This window comes from Flagellimonas sp. (genome assembly GCF_965233845.1).
Taxonomy (GTDB): Bacteria; Bacteroidota; Bacteroidia; order Flavobacteriales; family Flavobacteriaceae; genus Flagellimonas.
The window spans coordinates 4276859-4293687 of record NZ_OZ247584.1 but is presented as its reverse complement, the minus strand read 5'-3'; the positions used below and the strand labels follow the sequence as shown (position 1 = coordinate 4293687).

Sequence of the window (16829 nt, the reverse complement as noted above, 5' to 3'; positions counted from 1 at the left end):
CTATTGCATCTTTTCCTAAATCAGTATTTTTGGGGCTTAATTGAATTTTTGAATGCCGAACGAAGGAACATCCTCAAGATACACCATTACCGCAGCCTTACCCTATACCAATGGTCCCATCCATATTGGACACTTGGCAGGAGTCTATGTGCCTGCGGATATTTATTCCCGCTACCTGAGATTGCAAGGACATGACGTAGCTTTTATTTGTGGTAGTGATGAACATGGAGTGGCTATTCCCATGAAGGCCAAAAAGGAAGGCGTTTCTCCCAAGGAAATTATAGACAAATACCACGGAATCATCAAAAAGTCCTTTGCTGATTTTGGGATTTCCTTTGATAATTATTCCCGTACCTCTGCTGAAGTTCATCATAGGACGGCTTCTGATTTTTTTGAAAAACTGTATGATCAAGAGGACTTCATCGAAGAGGTTACCGAGCAATTGTTTGATGAGGAAGCGCAACAATTTTTGGCAGACCGATTTGTGACCGGAACCTGCCCAAGATGCGGATACGAGGAAGCTTATGGTGATCAATGCGAAAACTGTGGCTCTTCCTTGAACGCCACGGATTTGATCAATCCAAAATCCACCATCACCGGTGGGGTTCCAACATTAAAGAAAACCAAACACTGGTTTCTGCCCCTGGACAGATATGAAGACTTCCTGAAACAATGGATTTTGGAAGACCATAAAAGTGACTGGAAACCCAACGTTTATGGGCAATGCAAATCTTGGATAGATGATGGCTTAAAACCCCGTGCGGTAACCCGAGATTTGGATTGGGGCATTCCCGTTCCCGTGGAAGGTGGGGAAGGCAAAGTTCTATATGTTTGGTTTGATGCTCCCATAGGTTATATTTCCTCAACCAAGGAATGGGCCAAACGAGAAGGTAAAGATTGGGAACCTTATTGGAAAGACAAGAACACCAAGCTGCTTCATTTTATTGGCAAGGACAATATTGTTTTTCACTGTATCATCTTCCCAAGTATGCTCAAGGCCCATGGGGATTTTGTGTTGCCTGAAAACGTGCCTGCCAATGAGTTTCTAAATCTGGAGGGCAACAAGCTCTCCACTTCCAAAAATTGGGCCGTATGGCTGCATGAATATTTGGAGGAGTTCCCGAACATGCAAGATGTGCTTCGCTATGCATTGACTGCCAATGCTCCGGAAACCAAGGACAACGATTTCACCTGGAAAGATTTTCAGGCTCGAAATAACAACGAACTGGTTGCCATTTTTGGGAACTTTGTCAACCGCGTCACGGTGCTTACCCATAAATACTACAACGGGGTGGTTCCTGATCCATCAGCACTACTGGAGATTGACAAACGGACCTTGGAATCCTTAAGAAGCTTTCCAAAAACAATTACGGATTCCCTAGACCGATACCGTTTTAGGGAAGCCAGTCAAGAATTGATGAACCTGGCCCGGTTGGGAAATAAGTACTTGGCGGACGAAGAACCCTGGAAACTTATCAAAACAGATGAGGAAAGGGTAAAGACCATTATGTTTGTGGCCCTTCAAATCGCCACTGGTCTAGCCGTTCTTAGTGAACCCTTTTTACCTTTCACCTCACAAAAGCTCAAGGCCATTCTCAATGTCATTTCGAACAACAGTGAGAAATCCCTTGGATGGGATTCTGTGAGTGCCATGGACACTCTACTCCCATCAGGTCACCAAATCAATAAAAGTGAATTGCTCTTTCGCAAAGTGGAAGACCAAGAGATAGATGCACAATTGGCCAAACTGGAAGCCACCAAAAAATCCAATGAACAAATGGATAAAGAACTTACACCTCAAAAAGAGACCATCACTTTTGACGACTTTACCAAATTGGATATGAGGGTGGGAACTATCGTTGAAGCCGAAAAAATGCCCAAGGCCAATAAACTTTTGGTTTTAAAAGTAGACACAGGACTGGATACCCGAACCATTGTCTCTGGCATTGCGGAAAGCTTTTCTGCAGAAGAAATCATAGGTAAAAAAGTGACCGTATTGGTCAACTTGGCACCCAGAAAATTACGTGGTGTGGAAAGCGAGGGCATGATTCTGATGACAGAAAACCAAGAGGGCAAACTCGTATTTCTTAATCCAGATGAGGATGGTGTTGGCAATGGGGAAAGCATCAGCTAATGCTTAAAATAGCATACCATCCCATTTACAAACATCCATTACCAGAGGGGCATCGATTTCCCATGATCAAGTATGAGTTGTTGCCCCAGCAATTACTACATGAAGGCACCTGTACCGCCGAGAATTTCTTTGAACCGGGTTTTCCCAAGGAAGAAGATCTATTATTGACACATGATGCCAGCTATTATAATGATTTGGTAAACCTTAGGTTAAAACCCAGTGAAATTAGAAAAATTGGGTTTCCATTGAGTAAGGAATTGGTAGAACGGGAACAGATCATAGCACAGGGTACCATCCAAGGTTGTCGGTTTGCGATAAAATATGGAATTGCCATGAACATTGCTGGGGGCACGCATCATGCATACACTGGCCATGGGGAAGCTTTTTGCATGCTGAATGACCAAGCCATAGGGGCAAGATATCTTCTGGATAAAGGTTTGGCCACCAAAATCCTGATTGTGGATTTGGATGTGCATCAAGGTAATGGGACCGCGGAAATTTTTAAGGATGATGATCGAGTTTTTACTTTTTCCATGCACGGCCAGGGTAACTATCCCTTTAAAAAGGAAGTTTCGGACTTGGATATTCCCTTGGAAAAGGGCATCAAAGACAGGGAATATTTGGACATACTTAAAAGAACATTGCCCAAGCTGATGCAACAGGTACAGCCCGATTTCATTTTTTATCTTAGCGGAGTAGATATTTTGGAATCGGATAAGTTGGGCACCCTGGGAATGACCCGGAAAGGTTGTAGGGAACGGGATCGTTTTGTTTTGCAATCCTGTTTTGATGCAAAAATCCCCGTTCAATGTAGCATGGGAGGCGGTTATACGCCAAATATTAAGACCATAGTGGAATCGCATGCCAACACCTATCGCTTAGCCCAAGAAATCTATTTTTAATCTTTGCTTGACCGTTTAACCAACAAACGCTGTTTCTAATTTAAAAAGATATTACCCTCCCATAATTCTATGCAACTCATCCCCTATATCCTCAAATACACCCAGCTTTCAGAAAAAAGCGTGGCCAATACCATTACGCTTTTAAATGAAGACTGCACCATTCCCTTTATTACTAGATATCGCAAAGAGCGTACTGGAAATCTGGACGAAGTCCAGATTGGATCCATAGTGCAATACAAAACCGCTTTTGAGGCTTTGGAAAAAAGAAAAACTGCCATTATAAAGGCAGTTGAGGAACAAGGATTACTTAGCCAGGAACTCCAGTCCAAGTTTAAGAGTTGCGCTGATCTTACCAGTTTGGAGGATCTATATCTTCCATTCAAAAAGAGCAAAAAGACCAAGGCAGAGACCGCCCGTAAAAATGGCTTGGAGCCTTTGGCCAAAATCATCATGGCACAACGCACCGATGAAATCGAATACATTGCCTCCCAATATGTAAACGATCAAGTGCAAAACGAGGATGAGGCTTTGGAGGGTGCGCTCCATATCATTGCCGAATGGATCAATGAGCGCACCGATGTCCGGAACCAATTGCGAAATCAATTGGAACGCCATGCCTTGATCACCACTAAAGTGGTAAAGACCAAAAAAGAGGATGAAAAGGCACAAAAGTTCCGGGATTATTTTGATTGGAGTGAATCTTTGTCCCGTTGCCCCTCTCATCGTTTTCTGGCCATCCAAAGAGCTGAAAAGGAAGGTTTCATTCGTATAAAAATTGAAATTGATGACGAACGGGCGATTCAAAATATGGAACGTAGGATCATCAAATCCCAAAATGCCTGCTCAGCCCAAATTGAAATAGCCATTGCGGACGCTTACAAGCGATTGCTCTTCCCCTCCCTCACCAATGAATTGTTAAAACAAGCCAAGGAGAAAGCAGACACAGCTGCCATCAAAGTATTTTCCAAAAACCTAAAGCAGCTGCTCTTGGGGGCACCTTTGGGAGAAAAACGGATATTGGCCATTGACCCAGGATTCAGAACAGGTTGTAAGGTGGTCTGCTTGGATGCCCAAGGCGCATTGAAACACAACGAGACCATTTATCCCCATGCCCCGCAAAATGATAGTTCGGGAGCTATCAAAAAAATCAGCTCACTGGTAGATGCCTATAAAATTGAGGCCGTTGCCATAGGTAATGGAACCGCTTCAAGAGAAACGGAGCGTTTGGTAAAACGGATTTCCTTCAAGAACCCCATAGAAGTCTTTGTGGTCAGCGAAGCAGGAGCTTCCATCTATTCGGCCTCCAAAATTGCAAGGGAGGAATTTCCCAATTATGACGTGACGGTGCGCGGGGCGGTATCCATCGGTAGGCGATTGGCCGATCCCTTGGCTGAATTGGTAAAAATTGATGCAAAGTCCATTGGAGTTGGGCAATATCAGCATGATGTGGATCAAACCAAACTTAAATCCTCCTTGGACGCAGTGGTGGAAAGCTGTGTAAACGCGGTTGGAGTGAACATCAATACAGCAAGTGTCTCGCTGCTGGGTTACGTTTCGGGGATTGGACCCAAACTTGCAGAAAACATTGTGGCCTACCGTAACGAGCATGGGGGTTTCAAAAGCCGAAAAGAGATCAAAAAAGTTCCTCGTCTTGGTGGAAAAGCCTTTGAACAAGGAGCCGGGTTTCTGCGTGTTAAAGAAGGAAATAATCCTTTAGACGACTCTGCGGTACATCCAGAAAGCTATCCTATTGTTGAGCAAATGGCACAAGATCACGGGATGGCTTTACGGGAGATTGTAAGTAATACTTCCATATTGCAACAAATAGACCTTCAACGCTATTGTACTGAAACCATAGGAATGCCCACTTTGAAAGATATTCTTCAGGAACTGGAAAAACCTGGATTGGACCGGCGGGAAAAGGCAAAGGTGTTCACTTTTGATCAAAATATTAAGCAAATCACGGATTTACGCAGGGACCAGTTGCTTCCGGGCATTGTCAATAACATCACCAATTTTGGCTGCTTTGTAGACATCGGAATCAAGGAAAGTGGGCTTATCCATATTTCCAATTTGGCGGATACCTTTGTCAAGGATGTAAATGAACATGTAAGTCTCCATCAACAAGTAGTGGTGAGAGTCCTGGAGGTTGATGAGGTCCGTAAGCGCATTCAGCTGGCATTGCACAAGTCCACATAGATCCCCAAAAATCACTTTTAAGAAATAATAGTTAACTTTTAGTCACTAACCTCAACCCTTATCCCTATGAAACGCATCTTTTTTTGTTTTCTGCTACTTGTTGTCAGCCACTATCAATCCTTGGGGCAGATCCAATCCCAAAAAGAAAATACTTGGAAAAACTTCACTTATGATATGGGCAATGTGTTCGGCGGAATCGGTTATTCCTATTCGCGACCATTTCACTGGGAGGGAGATGACTGGGCCAACTTTGGTTATTTGGCCGCGGGAACAGCTGCCTTGTTTTTGGTTGATGACGAGCTAAACAACTGGACCAATGGTTTTAGTGAGGATGTCCCTGGGTTTATTACGGATTACGGCCATCAGTATGGCAACCCCAACAACAATTACATGCTCACTGGAGGAGTCTATTTGGCCGGCCTTTTCACCAAAAACGAAAAACTGAGACGTACCGGGGTACTTCTAATTTCGACGGCCACAGCGGGTGGGTTCTTGCAACAGGTGAGCAAGCGTATCGTGGGTAGGGCCAGACCCCGAAGTGGAGCTAGTTCCGGCACCTATGATCCTTTGCACCTGGACCGGGTCTTCAATTACGATTCCTTCCCATCTGGCCATGCCATGCTGGCTTTTTCCAATGCCTATGCCATCGCCAAACAATTTAAAAGCCCCTGGATCAAGGCTGGGTTGTATACTGTTGGTTTTATTCCGGGATTTGTGCGTATCATGGATGATTTCCATTGGGTTTCCGATGTAGCATTTAGTACCGTCCTCAGTATTTTTATCGTGGAATCCATAGATCGTTACTTGGATTCCAAATACAATGAAAAATACAACGCACAAGCCAAAAAAATAAGCTGGAACCTAAGTTTTGGCCCGGGAACCATGGGGGTATCTGCACACTTCTGACAGAAAACCCACTTGGTTTTGTACTTTTATGTTCGATAAAATTAAGACACATGCTATCCAAAAAATTAGAAAAAGCACTAAATGAGCAAATACGTATAGAAGCTGAATCTTCCCAAGTCTATTTATCCATGGCCTGCTGGGCCGAGGTACAAGGCCTGGAGGGTGTTGCAGGATTCATGTACGGACACTCGGATGAAGAGCGAATGCATATGCTCAAACTGGTCAAATATGTAAATGAACGCGGGGGGCATGCCCATGTTTCTGCCTTAAAAGCTCCCAAAACCGAATTTGGTACCCTACAGGAAATGTTCCAAGAACTATATGATCACGAAATTTTTGTCTCCAAGAGTATCAATGAACTGGTACATGTTACCCTAGAGGAAAAAGACTATGCCACCCATAACTTTTTGCAGTGGTATGTGGCGGAACAATTGGAGGAAGAAGCTTTGGCAAGGACCGTCTTGGACAAGATAAACCTAATTGGAAACGACAAGGGCGGTCTATATCTTTTTGATAGGGATATACAGCAGCTCACAGTGGAAAGTGCCGCCTCGGACACTGCTGGGGAATAATTGTTGATAATTTCTTTATTTAGATTAATTTAAAATAGTTATTTTTGGCCCATCTATTCCGGATGATGGGAAAAAAGAAGAAGGAATTATCTAAAAAGCACAAGGCCAGGTTACGGGAATTGCCGGTAACCAATTGCAAGACCAAGTGCTGTAAAAAGTATAAAAAGGGAGAAAACAAACGCTGCAAGCGTTGCCCATGTTTTGACCTACTGAAAAAAGTAGCGTAAAAAAACCGCCTGTTGGCGGTTTTTTTATTTTAATTTCTTTTTATTGGGCTGATTGTGAACCATTTCTTCCCTCTTCATTCCTTTCCAAAAATCATCATCTGATAACGATAAATAATCCTTGGCTTTTTGGAAGAACAGTTCACTGTTTTCACATTGCGTATCACATTTGGCCAAATGTGTTTGATAGGCTTCCTTCTTTCCTTTCATGTAGGCCAAGTAAGCCGGAAAATCGACTTTGCCCAATTGTCTTTCAAAGTTTCCTTGATCTATCCAATAGTCCATCTGATCCTGACTGTCCAATGAATAGAGTGCAATTTCATACTTTGTATCCCGCTGCGCCAACTGCTCGTAAAACCGCAGTCCTTGTACGCGCGCATCCACTTGGGCCCAAGCCGGAAAGGCCAAGCCACAAGCAAAAATCACCATTAAGAATCTGACAGTTTTCATAGCTCCTTCATCTGTTGTATTAGACGTACAACCACCCCCATTGTTACGCAGTCTATTATTAAGTTATAGTTAAAAATGGGCAAAAACAAAGAAAGGGGGCAATCGCCCCCTTTTCTCGATAATCTGTATTCTGGTCAATTATTTGCCCAGCATTAGCAGCTCATTACACTTTACCTCCGTGATATAGCGTTTTTCACCCTCTTTGGTCTCATAGCTGCGGTGTACCAGCTTGCCCTCAATCATTACCTCCTTGCCTTTTTCCAAGTAGCTCTCGGCGATTTCCGCGGTCTTGCCCCAGGCCACAATATTGTGCCATTGCGTATCCGTGACTTTTTCGCCCTCCGAATTTTTATAGGTCTCATTGGTGGCCAAGGAAAATTTGGCCAGTTTGCTCCCGCTTTCCATCAATACGATTTCTGGGTCGTTTCCTAAGTTTCCAATCAACTGTACTTTGTTTTTTAGTGAATTCATGATTTAAATTTTACGTGTTAAACAGTTAATACTATCGAGCTGTATGGCATCGACAGGGCAAACTTAGGGGTGCCAAAAAACAAGAAACGGTCGTTAATCGTTTGTTTTCGTTTGTAAACGTATGTAGTCGGTTACAAATGATTGGATAAGGGCACAGCAACCCTACTATTTGGGTTCCTTTTCAGGCCCAGGAGGGTTTAAAAAGAAATGGCCCGCTTAATTGCGGGCCATAATAAATTTCTATGGTATTGGTCTTAATTGCCGTCTTTGCATACCACGGCATGTGCTATCATATAGATTTCTCCTGACAGTCCTTCAATGGTGTAAGTGTCCGTTAACGCTCCGTCCAGACCACCATGCTTGTAGGGATATTGCCCTGGAGCCACGGTGGGTACAAGTTTCTTCCCACGCTGTTGCATCGGATAGGGATCGTTACCAATGTAAAGGTGTGTTTCCTTTAGGGCATAGCCTTCCTTGGCGTTGTACTCAACAACTGCAACCCCAGTTTCACTATCATAGTCGATACTTACACCAACGGCCAGTTTGCCCTTTGAGGTATCACATTGACCGGCTCCGGTAAACATTCTGAACAAATGCTCGCTCGTGGACATTGGCCCAATTGTCCATCCCCATCGGTTGAATCCGTCGTCAATGAAACAACTGGATAGGTTGGCGGCGCAGATGGCAAAGCCAGTTTCACACCCGGCATCGGAAGAGGCCTTTGCATTTGTAGCCTCCAAAGTGTTTTCCTCATACGATTCAACCTCACAGGAAACCGAAAATAGCATTACCCCCGTCAACATCAATAGTAATTTAATGTTCTTCATAAGGTTCTTGTTTAAATGGTTTTCCGTAAAATAGGAAAGACTTGGAAGGATGGGCAAGATGCTCCATAAACGACCCAAATAAACTATAAAATGCTGGTTTTTAAGTCAAATCCTGTCCCATATTGTATATAGGTGCCTCAACTCCTAGATTCTTTTTCAGGTTCTCGTTGATTTTTCGTATATTAAGGCATGGGTTTTCCAGAGGAGTTTTACCAAATACTAATTTCAGTAATCTTACTGAGCGCATTAATGGTTTTTGTCAGTTTCTTCACAAAAAAGGGCAGGAACTTCAGAAGCAGCAGAAATAGAAAGGCAAGAAAGCAGTTCTGACCACATCCCCATCTAGGAATCTAGCAATAATTCTCTTTTAAAATTTTAACTAGACGGTTTTTGAATTCTTTTCAGGTTCAGGTGGGTTTTTGGCTGTCTCTGTAAAAGCCAATTCCTGTCCTAAAAATTACGTATGCCAACAACCATCCAAGAAATTGAAGAAACCAATCAACATGTAACATGTGCCTAAGAAATGAACTAGGTTCAAGTAATTGATAAGGTGTCCTTTTTATTAGGGGTATGAGGTCTGGAATAAGAAAAATACCAATTGCAACGCCCAGAAGAATGAGAAGGGCAGCAACTATTATATACAAAATTTTGCGGCTTTTGGACACTTCATAAAAGTATCCATTTTCAATCATTCAAAAAAAATTGTTCTAAGCTTGTCCCATATTGTATATAGGTGCCTTAATAAAGCTGGAACTTATCTAGCTGCCCATTGCATCATACATAAACCAATTATTTTACTTTGTCTCACGTCTCATGTCTCACGTCTCACGTCTCTTGTCCCCAATATTGCACAATCACTAAAACCCCATAATTATTTTGATTATTTTGTAACCCTCCAAAAAGGAAGGAAACGCATCCATGGCCTCAATTTTCATCAACATTTTCACCATTGCCGTTACGTTGGTCTTGTTGTTTATCTTGTCCATACTTCCGGTAAGAAAAAAGGAACGCACCAATTACCTAACACTGCTTTTTGCTGCGCTATTAGTGCATTTAGGAAGTGAGCTTCTGTATCTCATCGGTGCATTTGAACCTGTTGAATACTCCGTGTTGAGTGTAGGTGCGGTTCTTGTTTTTGGTCCTACTTTGTATTTCCATGCCCGCGAACTTAGCGGACTGTCCACAAGAAATTTTCTGGTCCATATCATTCCGTATCAAATTGGGGCAATTGCCATATGGATCCTTCTTTTTAGCCAAGCATGGCATGTACCACAATGGTTCTTGAGCAGCTATTATGGCTCCATTCTTTTCATTTACTTTTTGCTCACATTGTATATCCGCATAAAAAAACCTTTGAAAAAACACAGTTCATGGGTAAAATCCATTGAAATTGGTTTTGGCATTCTTGTGATGATGCTGTTATCCGAGATTGTATGGCTGAACTTTTTTGAGGCCAGCAAGTATGTTGCAATTCAATACTTTAATTCGAGCCTTGATATCTACGCCATTCTTTTTATGACTTTGGTCATCAAGCAAATAATCACCAACCCTACCCTGTTTTCAAAAGCTCAACTTAGGAGACCATACAAACACCTTAACTCCCCGGTCAACCAAACACAACTTCAACGCATTATTAGCTATGTGGCAGAGGGCAAGACCTTTAAAAACTCCAATTTAAATCGTGAAACCATCGCCAATTCTACCGGGCTGAGCATCAATCAAGTATCAGAGATTATCAATACCGCCTTTAAAAAAAATCTTAACGATTGGATTAACGACCTAAGAATAGAAGAGGCAAAGGACTATCTAAAAGAATCCGAACTGAGCATTAAAGAAATCTACTACGAAGTGGGGTTCAATTCAAAGTCGGCGTTTAACAACGCTTTTAAAAAACGGATAGGGACTACTCCATCAACCTATAGATCCTCCCTGTGATGTATTGCTGTAATTTCCGCTGACCATTAATAGCCGCAGCGTGCAGAAAAGGGTTCTGAATGCTACTTGCGTACTTCTACTGGGCATATATCTTTTTTATTTACAAAACAACCTTGTGCAAGCAAGAAGATGGACAAAAAAAAGTTGCCTTATTCTTTCCTCACAGAAGCAATGAACAGATTGAAGGCAGCAAAAAACACCCAATACATGAAAAAACATATCCTATTTCCGATTATCCTTCTTAATTCTCTTCTACTACAAGGGCAGGAATGCTATAGGACCATTCCTTTCTCCCATACCCCATTGTATGCATTTCAAGGAGGCCATCAGCATATGGGCAAAAAGGACTCGGTGGCCCTGTATTGTTTTAACTATGAAAACGAAACTCTTCAAAAGGTTACGTACCAAATCAATGGCAAGATCAAACCACTATATGAAAACTACACCTGCAGTGATTTTATCTGGGCCCCTATTAACCTATTTGAACATGGAGATTTTAACATCACGATAAAACATTATAACTATTTAGGCCTTCCACCGGACCAAAATCCGGCATCATCAGTATATACAAAGGACCCAAAAGGTAGAATAGTAGGACTCAACTACTTTGACCAAACCGGAAAGCCAACGGAGTTCAAGGGTATTCATGCATATAAATGGAGTTATCTTAAAAATGGGATTGGCGAAATTAGGTACTCCAAGGACCAAAAAATTGTTCCGATGAACAATTGGTTCCCCTATACCTGGGTCATCTTAAATTTTGATAGTGCCAATAACCTAAAATCCATTTTGTCCACCGGTCCCAATTGGGAACATCAAAATAATGCCGTTCAAATAGACTTGATCAGTGACAAAAAGGAAATTGTGCATTGGATCGCCACTAACGCAAGTTCCGGTGCTAAAATCAATGCCACAGGGCCAAAAATTGCCGAAGCACGTCATAATTTTAACGAAAATGGGTATCTAGTTCGCACACGGTTTTATGATGTTGATGGCAACCGCACCAAAGCTGCTTGGGGCCATAAAGGTTTTGAACGGACATATAACCCCCAAGGCAACCGATTATCGTACCATTTTATCAATGAAAAAGATGAAATTGAACTTTCAGAAGATCGAGGATATAGCGGTCAAAAATTTATATGGGACAAAGAAGGAACGTTTAGACTACGTACCCATTACATGAATGAAAAAGGAGACCCCATATACAGGCAAAGCCGGGGGTATGCGAGTATCCAATACTTGTATGACCACCAAGGCAAAAAAATAGGTGAGATCTACAAGGATGAAAAGGAGCAACTACTCCGTACGGAAAAAGCACAGTCCTTTATCCTTTTGGAAGACAGCAATGGAAAAGTGGAGAGAGTAAACCTCTAATACACCATTTTAGCGGGTTCCTATGTATATGGAACAAGTTTCTTTTTCTCAGGTTTAGGAGGACTTGTTCTTGGAGTGGTAACGTCTGTACATCCAAATGGCAAAAAGGGCAACTGCGGTCAGAACAGCACTGGTAATTACTGCGGTGATTTCGTTTTGGGCTTCCATAGTTGGGTTTTATATCTTGTAAATTACAACTTTATGGTTGTTTTGTTCTCCATTGCCCTAGAGCTCCTCTACTTCACCAAAACCACATCCCCAAAATCTTTGGCCAAACGTTGCAATCCCGTGGTGATGTCCTGTAATTTTTTATCCGAAAGTTTTGTAAGCCCACTTGCGTACTGTCTAAATAAACTTCGGTTCATCCCAATATAGTCCGCAAAGGCCGACTTGTTGATGACTTTGTAGTATTCAAAAAACTGTTCCAGGTCAATGACATAGTCTATTTCACCAACATCTTCAGTGCCCAACTTCAATTGTATGGCTTCCAACAAATTCTCTTTCATTTCTGCCAAACTATCTCCTACGGAAGCCACTCCGTCAACTTCCTTAAAATAACCGGAAAAACCAGTTCCTGTTTTCTCTATTATTCCTGTAAGTGCCATTTTTCTTTCTGTTTATGAAATCTATTTGATTCCCGCTTCCCTTAGAATAGCATAATATGTTCCGGCAGCAATTTCCTTGCTACCGTGCCTTCCAATTACTACTTTTCCTTTCTTTGTAGGATGCAAATAGATATCATGCCGTTTGCCATGCCGATATAAATACCAACCATCCTTTTTGAGCCTCTTGATCAGCTCATTGACCTTAGCCATAACTCCATTATTTTAAGTTTCCAATCAATTTTTCCCCTTCGAGGAAATCAATCATTAACTTTTATGGCTAAAGATCCATTCAAATATATAACATAAATGTTATATAACAAAAATGTTATGTGCTTGGTTTGTTGAAGTGTCTAAAACTAATTGATTTAAACTAGAGAGCCTAATGGCCCTCTCTTGTACTCAGCTAAATACTCTCCATACAGATTTTCTGTATCAATACATTACCTTCTTCTTGTTTAGAGGGTGGAAATTGCCATAAGACTGCACACCCTTGGAACGTATGGATTATTTTGGACGGGCTTAATTCATACCTTAAAACTCCCAGATAAAGGCAATTTCCTTATCCGCTTCCCCGTTGCGGCAAAAATGGCATTGGCCAATGCCGGAATGGCCGGGGGCAAAGGAGGTTCCCCCAAACCTCTTGGCGGCAAGTCATTTTGAATAAACTCCACATGGATTTCAGGCACATCCCGCATACGAATCCAGGGATAATCATGAAAATTGGACTGCTCCGTTGCTCCTCCCTTAAAGGTTAACTCTCCATACATGGCGGCAGAAAGTCCTTCCAATATCCCACCTTCCACCTGGGCCTCAGCTCCCGACGGATTCACCACAATACCGCAGTCCACCACCGCATGCACCTCCAATATCTTGATACTATCCTCCACCACCTCTACCGTGATCACTTCGGCAATAAAGGATCCTGCACCTTTTCGAGCTGCAAAGCCTCTTCCCTGCCCTTTGGGCAGTGGACTATCCCAATTACTGTTCTGTCGTACCTTTTCAATCACATGGATAAAACGTCCATTATCAAATTCATACTCCCCTACTACGGGTACCATTCGGGCAGGGCCCAAAAATTTTAGAAAGTAATCGATGGGATCCATCCCATTTTCAAAAGCCAACTCATCCAAAAAACAGCAAATACTAAAAGCATTGGCAGAGGCGGATACTGCACGCCATTGCCCCAAGGGAATATCGCTCAGTACATGCCCATATTCCAATTGTAAATTGGGAACGAACCCTGCCGGAAACTCATATTCGTCTATTTCTGTACCAGCTACCCTTCCCTCACGTCCCAAGGAAGTCATTCGGGATGCATTGGCCAACACATGTCGCCAAGCGGTTACCATTCTATCTTTGTCTAAGCCAGCGGATATTTTTTGTACACTTCCAGGTCTGTACCAATCGTGTTTCACATCTTCTTCCCGGGTCCAGGTCAACTTTACCGGTTTTCCCATTTTCTTGGAAATAATCGCAGCGTCCATGGCGTAGTCCACGTAATACCTTCTTCCAAAAGCGCCTCCAATCCTTGGAATATGGATTTTGATTTGCTCCGCTTCCAAACCAAACAACTTGATCAAGCCATTTTGCAATGCCTCCGGATTTTGGGTAGGCGCCCAGACCTCGCAAATATCATCCCTAAAGTCCACGGTACAGTTCATGGGTTCCATGGGCACGTGCGCCCAAAAAGGTAGCTCGTAAGTGGCTTCATGGATTCTTGCCGCATTTCGCATGGCATTGGTGACGTTGCCATCCTTTCGTTCTATGGTCGTATCGGATAGTTGGTCATGAAAACGTTGAAACAGCTCCTCGGAATCCTCCAATCTGCAGCCTGAATTGTCCCATTCCACTTTCAATTTTTCTGACCCTTTAAAGGCGGCCCAAGTTGAATTGGCCACCACCGCAACTCCATTCACAAAATTGGGACTGTTGGAAGCCAAAAGTCGGCCCCCATAATCCTTGTTGTTGAGCTCATATACAGCAATCACCCCTTGGATCGCTTTGGTTTCCGAAACGTCAAAACTGGATACACCGCCCTCGTGGACGGGGTTTTTCCGAACGGTGGCATATACCATATGGGGCAATTTTATGTCCATTCCAAAAGTGCTAGATCCCGTGACCATCTCGTCCAAATCGGTTTGAGGGGTGTTTTTCTTGACAATGCTATAAGCTTCCAAAGGTTTATATTCCACTTCTTCAGGAAGTGCCACCTCTGAAGCTTCTTGCAGTAAAACTTCAAAAGGAAGGGAATTGCCAGATTCCTGATGGATCACCTTGCTATCTTTGGTCACCAGTTCCTCGATCGGCAAATGCATTTGCTTGGATGCCGCAGTTTGCAGTGCATGGCGAACCTGGGCACCCGCCTTGCGCATCAAATCCCAATTGAGGATGATCGCATAACTGCCCCCAGCCCATTGTTCATCGTACTTTTTATCAAAATCGGCCTGCTCTATCTTGACTTTGTTCCAATCGGCGCCCAATTCCTCGGCCAAAATCATAGGTAAAGCCGTCTTTACACCCTGACCTATTTCTGGATTTTTGGCCATCAGGGTTACCCATCCATCCGTATCAATTTTAATCAGTGGTGAAAATTGGTGGGTAATGACAGGTTTTTTTTCGGTTAAACAAGATTGCAGTTGTACTCCAACCATCAATGCGCCACTGGCCGTGGCCGTAAGTTTGATAAAATTCCTTCGATTTAAAGCGTTTTTCATTTTTTGATGGGTTTAATTTCCTTTCCCTCAATGGCTATATACTCGGTATTTACGGAAATGTTTGCGCTGGATTGTTGTATTCCTGATGGCCATTCAATGTCAATTTTTTCGATCTGCACCTCAGATGGAATGCCAAAGTGGATTTCCGGGGCATTTTCGCTGCCATAGCCTGTTTCGCGAATAAAATAGCGGGTCATTTGGGTCGCGTTGGTGAGCGTAAGTGTAACCCAACTTCCAACTCCAAAACTGTTGGATTCTGTGCCTTCAAGTCTCAACTTTAGCCATTGCCCAGATGTATTTTGGTTGATGTAAAAATCATCGGCTTCCGCCTCTCCTCCCCAGTTGCACACATAGAGATCCAAATCCCCATCATTGTCCAAATCCCCTGAAGCTGTGCCTGCTGAAATATGTCCTTGATTAGCTGGAAGGGAGTTATAAACTCGTTTGAAGCTACCCTCTTGCTTTCCAGAAAAGAGAAAATTCTGGATTTCGGGATATCCTTCCGTGCCATTGGCCACATACAGATCTAAAAAACCATCCGTATTGAAATCACCCCATGTCTGACCTTTGGAAGGTCTTCTTACTTCGTAAGCAACTCCACTTTCCGATAACTTTTCAAATTTACCATTACCTAAGTTTTCATAGAGGGTATTTTCATCCGAACGGGCTACATTGGTCACATAAATATCCAAGTCCTTATCGTAGTCAAAGTCAACAAAAGTGACGCCGTAGGTGGCTTGTAGTTCTTTCACCAAAACACGCTCCCTTTGCTCTGCAAAACCACCATCAGAGGTGCTCAGATAAAGGTAATTTCTATGCTTCCCGGTGACTTTTCCATCCTGTTTTACGACAAAATTGGCCACATATAGATCAGGAAGGCCATCGCTATTTAAATCGCCCCAAGCACATGATCTACCGTCCCCCTTGTTTCCAATCCAAGGGCCATTTTTTGCCCTATTAAAAGTTCCGTTTCCGTCATTTACATATAGACTATCGTCCTCTCCATCCCTGTTTACCACAAAAACATCCATGTCCCCGTCCAAATCAAAATCGCACCAACAAGCACCAGGAGTATTGGTCAAATCGGTGGTAAGGTCCCCTGCTTGGATCAGGTTGAAATTACCCTTGCCATTATTTTCAAAGAGTAGATTAGGGACACCAAATTGAGTAGTAAAAAAGATATCCAGGTCATGATCGTTATCCACATCCACTGTGTGCACCGATTCACTCCAGGCTTCCAAGTTGTTATCTGCAATGGCCTTTCGATTGAATCCTTTGCCAGTATTGAAAAGAATCGTATTCCCAAGCTGCAATAAGGAATCGACCTGATTGGCAACCACAATGTCCAAATATCCATTCCCATCCAGATCAGCAATGGAAACTCCTCTGGAACCCTGAGGTTTAACATTAAGATCCAATCGTGTGAACTCCCATTCCTGGGCACTAAGTTGAAGCATCGGTAGTATCAGCAATACCCAGAATTGAGGAAGACGGCATAAACAATTGGAACCCA

The 16829-nt window shown here is 42.8% G+C and carries 14 protein-coding genes; 7 read left to right on the top strand and 7 right to left on the bottom strand.

What is annotated here, in order from left to right; translation table 11 throughout:
- Positions 1-52 precede the first annotated feature (52 nt).
- The 5 genes from metG to ACO6S0_RS19230 all read left to right on the top strand — a co-directional run bounded on the left by metG (position 53) and on the right by ACO6S0_RS19230 (position 6713).
- Positions 53-2134, top strand: a complete 2082-nt coding sequence (gene metG, locus ACO6S0_RS19250) for a methionine--tRNA ligase (RefSeq protein WP_422349902.1) — start codon at positions 53-55, stop codon at positions 2132-2134.
- Positions 2134-3036, top strand: coding sequence for a histone deacetylase (locus ACO6S0_RS19245; protein ID WP_422349901.1), 903 nt, complete (start codon positions 2134-2136; stop codon positions 3034-3036). Before metG ends, ACO6S0_RS19245 begins: the two co-directional genes overlap by 1 nt.
- A gap of 69 nt (positions 3037-3105) precedes the next feature.
- The gene (locus tag ACO6S0_RS19240) at positions 3106-5235 is read left to right on the top strand and encodes a Tex family protein (RefSeq protein ID WP_422349900.1); all 2130 of its coding nucleotides are present in this window, start codon (positions 3106-3108) and stop codon (positions 5233-5235) included.
- Between the two features lie 66 nt (positions 5236-5301).
- Positions 5302-6141, top strand: a complete 840-nt coding sequence (locus tag ACO6S0_RS19235) for a phosphatase PAP2 family protein (protein WP_422349899.1) — start codon at positions 5302-5304, stop codon at positions 6139-6141.
- 50 nt (positions 6142-6191) lie between these two features.
- Complete coding sequence (locus ACO6S0_RS19230; RefSeq protein WP_422349898.1) at positions 6192-6713, top strand: ferritin; 522 nt, start codon at positions 6192-6194, stop codon at positions 6711-6713.
- 251 nt (positions 6714-6964) lie between these two features.
- Here the strand turns inward: ACO6S0_RS19230 and ACO6S0_RS19225 are convergent, their stop codons facing one another.
- The 3 genes from ACO6S0_RS19225 to ACO6S0_RS19215 all read right to left on the bottom strand — a co-directional run bounded on the left by ACO6S0_RS19225 (position 6965) and on the right by ACO6S0_RS19215 (position 8685).
- Positions 6965-7387 carry a hypothetical protein gene (locus ACO6S0_RS19225; RefSeq protein ID WP_422349897.1) on the bottom strand — a complete coding sequence of 141 codons (423 nt, stop codon included), beginning with the start codon at positions 7385-7387 and terminating at the stop codon, positions 6965-6967.
- A 138-nt stretch (positions 7388-7525) separates the two neighbouring features.
- Positions 7526-7858: a single-stranded DNA-binding protein gene (locus tag ACO6S0_RS19220; protein WP_420401772.1), complete on the bottom strand. Its 333-nt coding sequence runs from the start codon at positions 7856-7858 to the stop codon at positions 7526-7528.
- A 254-nt stretch (positions 7859-8112) separates the two neighbouring features.
- Positions 8113-8685 (bottom strand): hypothetical protein, encoded by a 573-nt coding sequence (locus ACO6S0_RS19215; RefSeq protein WP_422349896.1) that lies wholly within the window; start codon positions 8683-8685, stop codon positions 8113-8115.
- A 918-nt stretch (positions 8686-9603) separates the two neighbouring features.
- Here ACO6S0_RS19215 and ACO6S0_RS19210 point away from each other — a divergent pair.
- Both ACO6S0_RS19210 and ACO6S0_RS19205 read left to right on the top strand, forming a co-directional pair.
- Positions 9604-10620: a helix-turn-helix domain-containing protein gene (locus ACO6S0_RS19210; RefSeq protein WP_422349895.1), complete on the top strand. Its 1017-nt coding sequence runs from the start codon at positions 9604-9606 to the stop codon at positions 10618-10620.
- A gap of 207 nt (positions 10621-10827) precedes the next feature.
- The gene (locus tag ACO6S0_RS19205; RefSeq protein ID WP_422349894.1) at positions 10828-11994 is read left to right on the top strand and encodes a hypothetical protein; all 1167 of its coding nucleotides are present in this window, start codon (positions 10828-10830) and stop codon (positions 11992-11994) included.
- A gap of 236 nt (positions 11995-12230) precedes the next feature.
- On the opposite strand, the gene ACO6S0_RS19200 is transcribed toward ACO6S0_RS19205, so the two are convergent.
- The 4 genes from ACO6S0_RS19200 to ACO6S0_RS19185 all read right to left on the bottom strand — a co-directional run bounded on the left by ACO6S0_RS19200 (position 12231) and on the right by ACO6S0_RS19185 (position 16788).
- Complete coding sequence (locus tag ACO6S0_RS19200; protein ID WP_422349893.1) at positions 12231-12599, bottom strand: type II toxin-antitoxin system HicB family antitoxin; 369 nt, start codon at positions 12597-12599, stop codon at positions 12231-12233.
- A 21-nt stretch (positions 12600-12620) separates the two neighbouring features.
- Entirely contained in the window at positions 12621-12809 is a 189-nt protein-coding gene (locus ACO6S0_RS19195) for a type II toxin-antitoxin system HicA family toxin (protein WP_422349892.1), read from the bottom strand.
- Positions 12810-13123: 314 nt separating this feature from the next.
- Positions 13124-15316, bottom strand: coding sequence for a molybdopterin cofactor-binding domain-containing protein (locus ACO6S0_RS19190; RefSeq protein ID WP_422349891.1), 2193 nt, complete (start codon positions 15314-15316; stop codon positions 13124-13126).
- Positions 15313-16788 carry a CRTAC1 family protein gene (locus ACO6S0_RS19185; RefSeq protein ID WP_422349890.1) on the bottom strand — a complete coding sequence of 492 codons (1476 nt, stop codon included), beginning with the start codon at positions 16786-16788 and terminating at the stop codon, positions 15313-15315. Before ACO6S0_RS19185 ends, ACO6S0_RS19190 begins: the two co-directional genes overlap by 4 nt.
- Positions 16789-16829 lie beyond the last annotated feature (41 nt).

Coding starts and splice junctions, on each gene's coding strand:
- metG (WP_422349902.1), top strand. CDS start 53: ATGCCGAACGAAGGAACATCCTCAAGATACACCATTACCGCAGCCTTA.
- ACO6S0_RS19245 (WP_422349901.1), top strand. CDS start 2,134: ATGCTTAAAATAGCATACCATCCCATTTACAAACATCCATTACCAGAG.
- ACO6S0_RS19240 (WP_422349900.1), top strand. CDS start 3,106: ATGCAACTCATCCCCTATATCCTCAAATACACCCAGCTTTCAGAAAAA.
- ACO6S0_RS19235 (WP_422349899.1), top strand. CDS start 5,302: ATGAAACGCATCTTTTTTTGTTTTCTGCTACTTGTTGTCAGCCACTAT.
- ACO6S0_RS19230 (WP_422349898.1), top strand. CDS start 6,192: ATGCTATCCAAAAAATTAGAAAAAGCACTAAATGAGCAAATACGTATA.
- ACO6S0_RS19225 (WP_422349897.1), bottom strand. CDS start 7,387: ATGAAAACTGTCAGATTCTTAATGGTGATTTTTGCTTGTGGCTTGGCC.
- ACO6S0_RS19220 (WP_420401772.1), bottom strand. CDS start 7,858: ATGAATTCACTAAAAAACAAAGTACAGTTGATTGGAAACTTAGGAAAC.
- ACO6S0_RS19215 (WP_422349896.1), bottom strand. CDS start 8,685: ATGAAGAACATTAAATTACTATTGATGTTGACGGGGGTAATGCTATTT.
- ACO6S0_RS19210 (WP_422349895.1), top strand. CDS start 9,604: ATGGCCTCAATTTTCATCAACATTTTCACCATTGCCGTTACGTTGGTC.
- ACO6S0_RS19205 (WP_422349894.1), top strand. CDS start 10,828: ATGAAAAAACATATCCTATTTCCGATTATCCTTCTTAATTCTCTTCTA.
- ACO6S0_RS19200 (WP_422349893.1), bottom strand. CDS start 12,599: ATGGCACTTACAGGAATAATAGAGAAAACAGGAACTGGTTTTTCCGGT.
- ACO6S0_RS19195 (WP_422349892.1), bottom strand. CDS start 12,809: ATGGCTAAGGTCAATGAGCTGATCAAGAGGCTCAAAAAGGATGGTTGG.
- ACO6S0_RS19190 (WP_422349891.1), bottom strand. CDS start 15,316: ATGAAAAACGCTTTAAATCGAAGGAATTTTATCAAACTTACGGCCACG.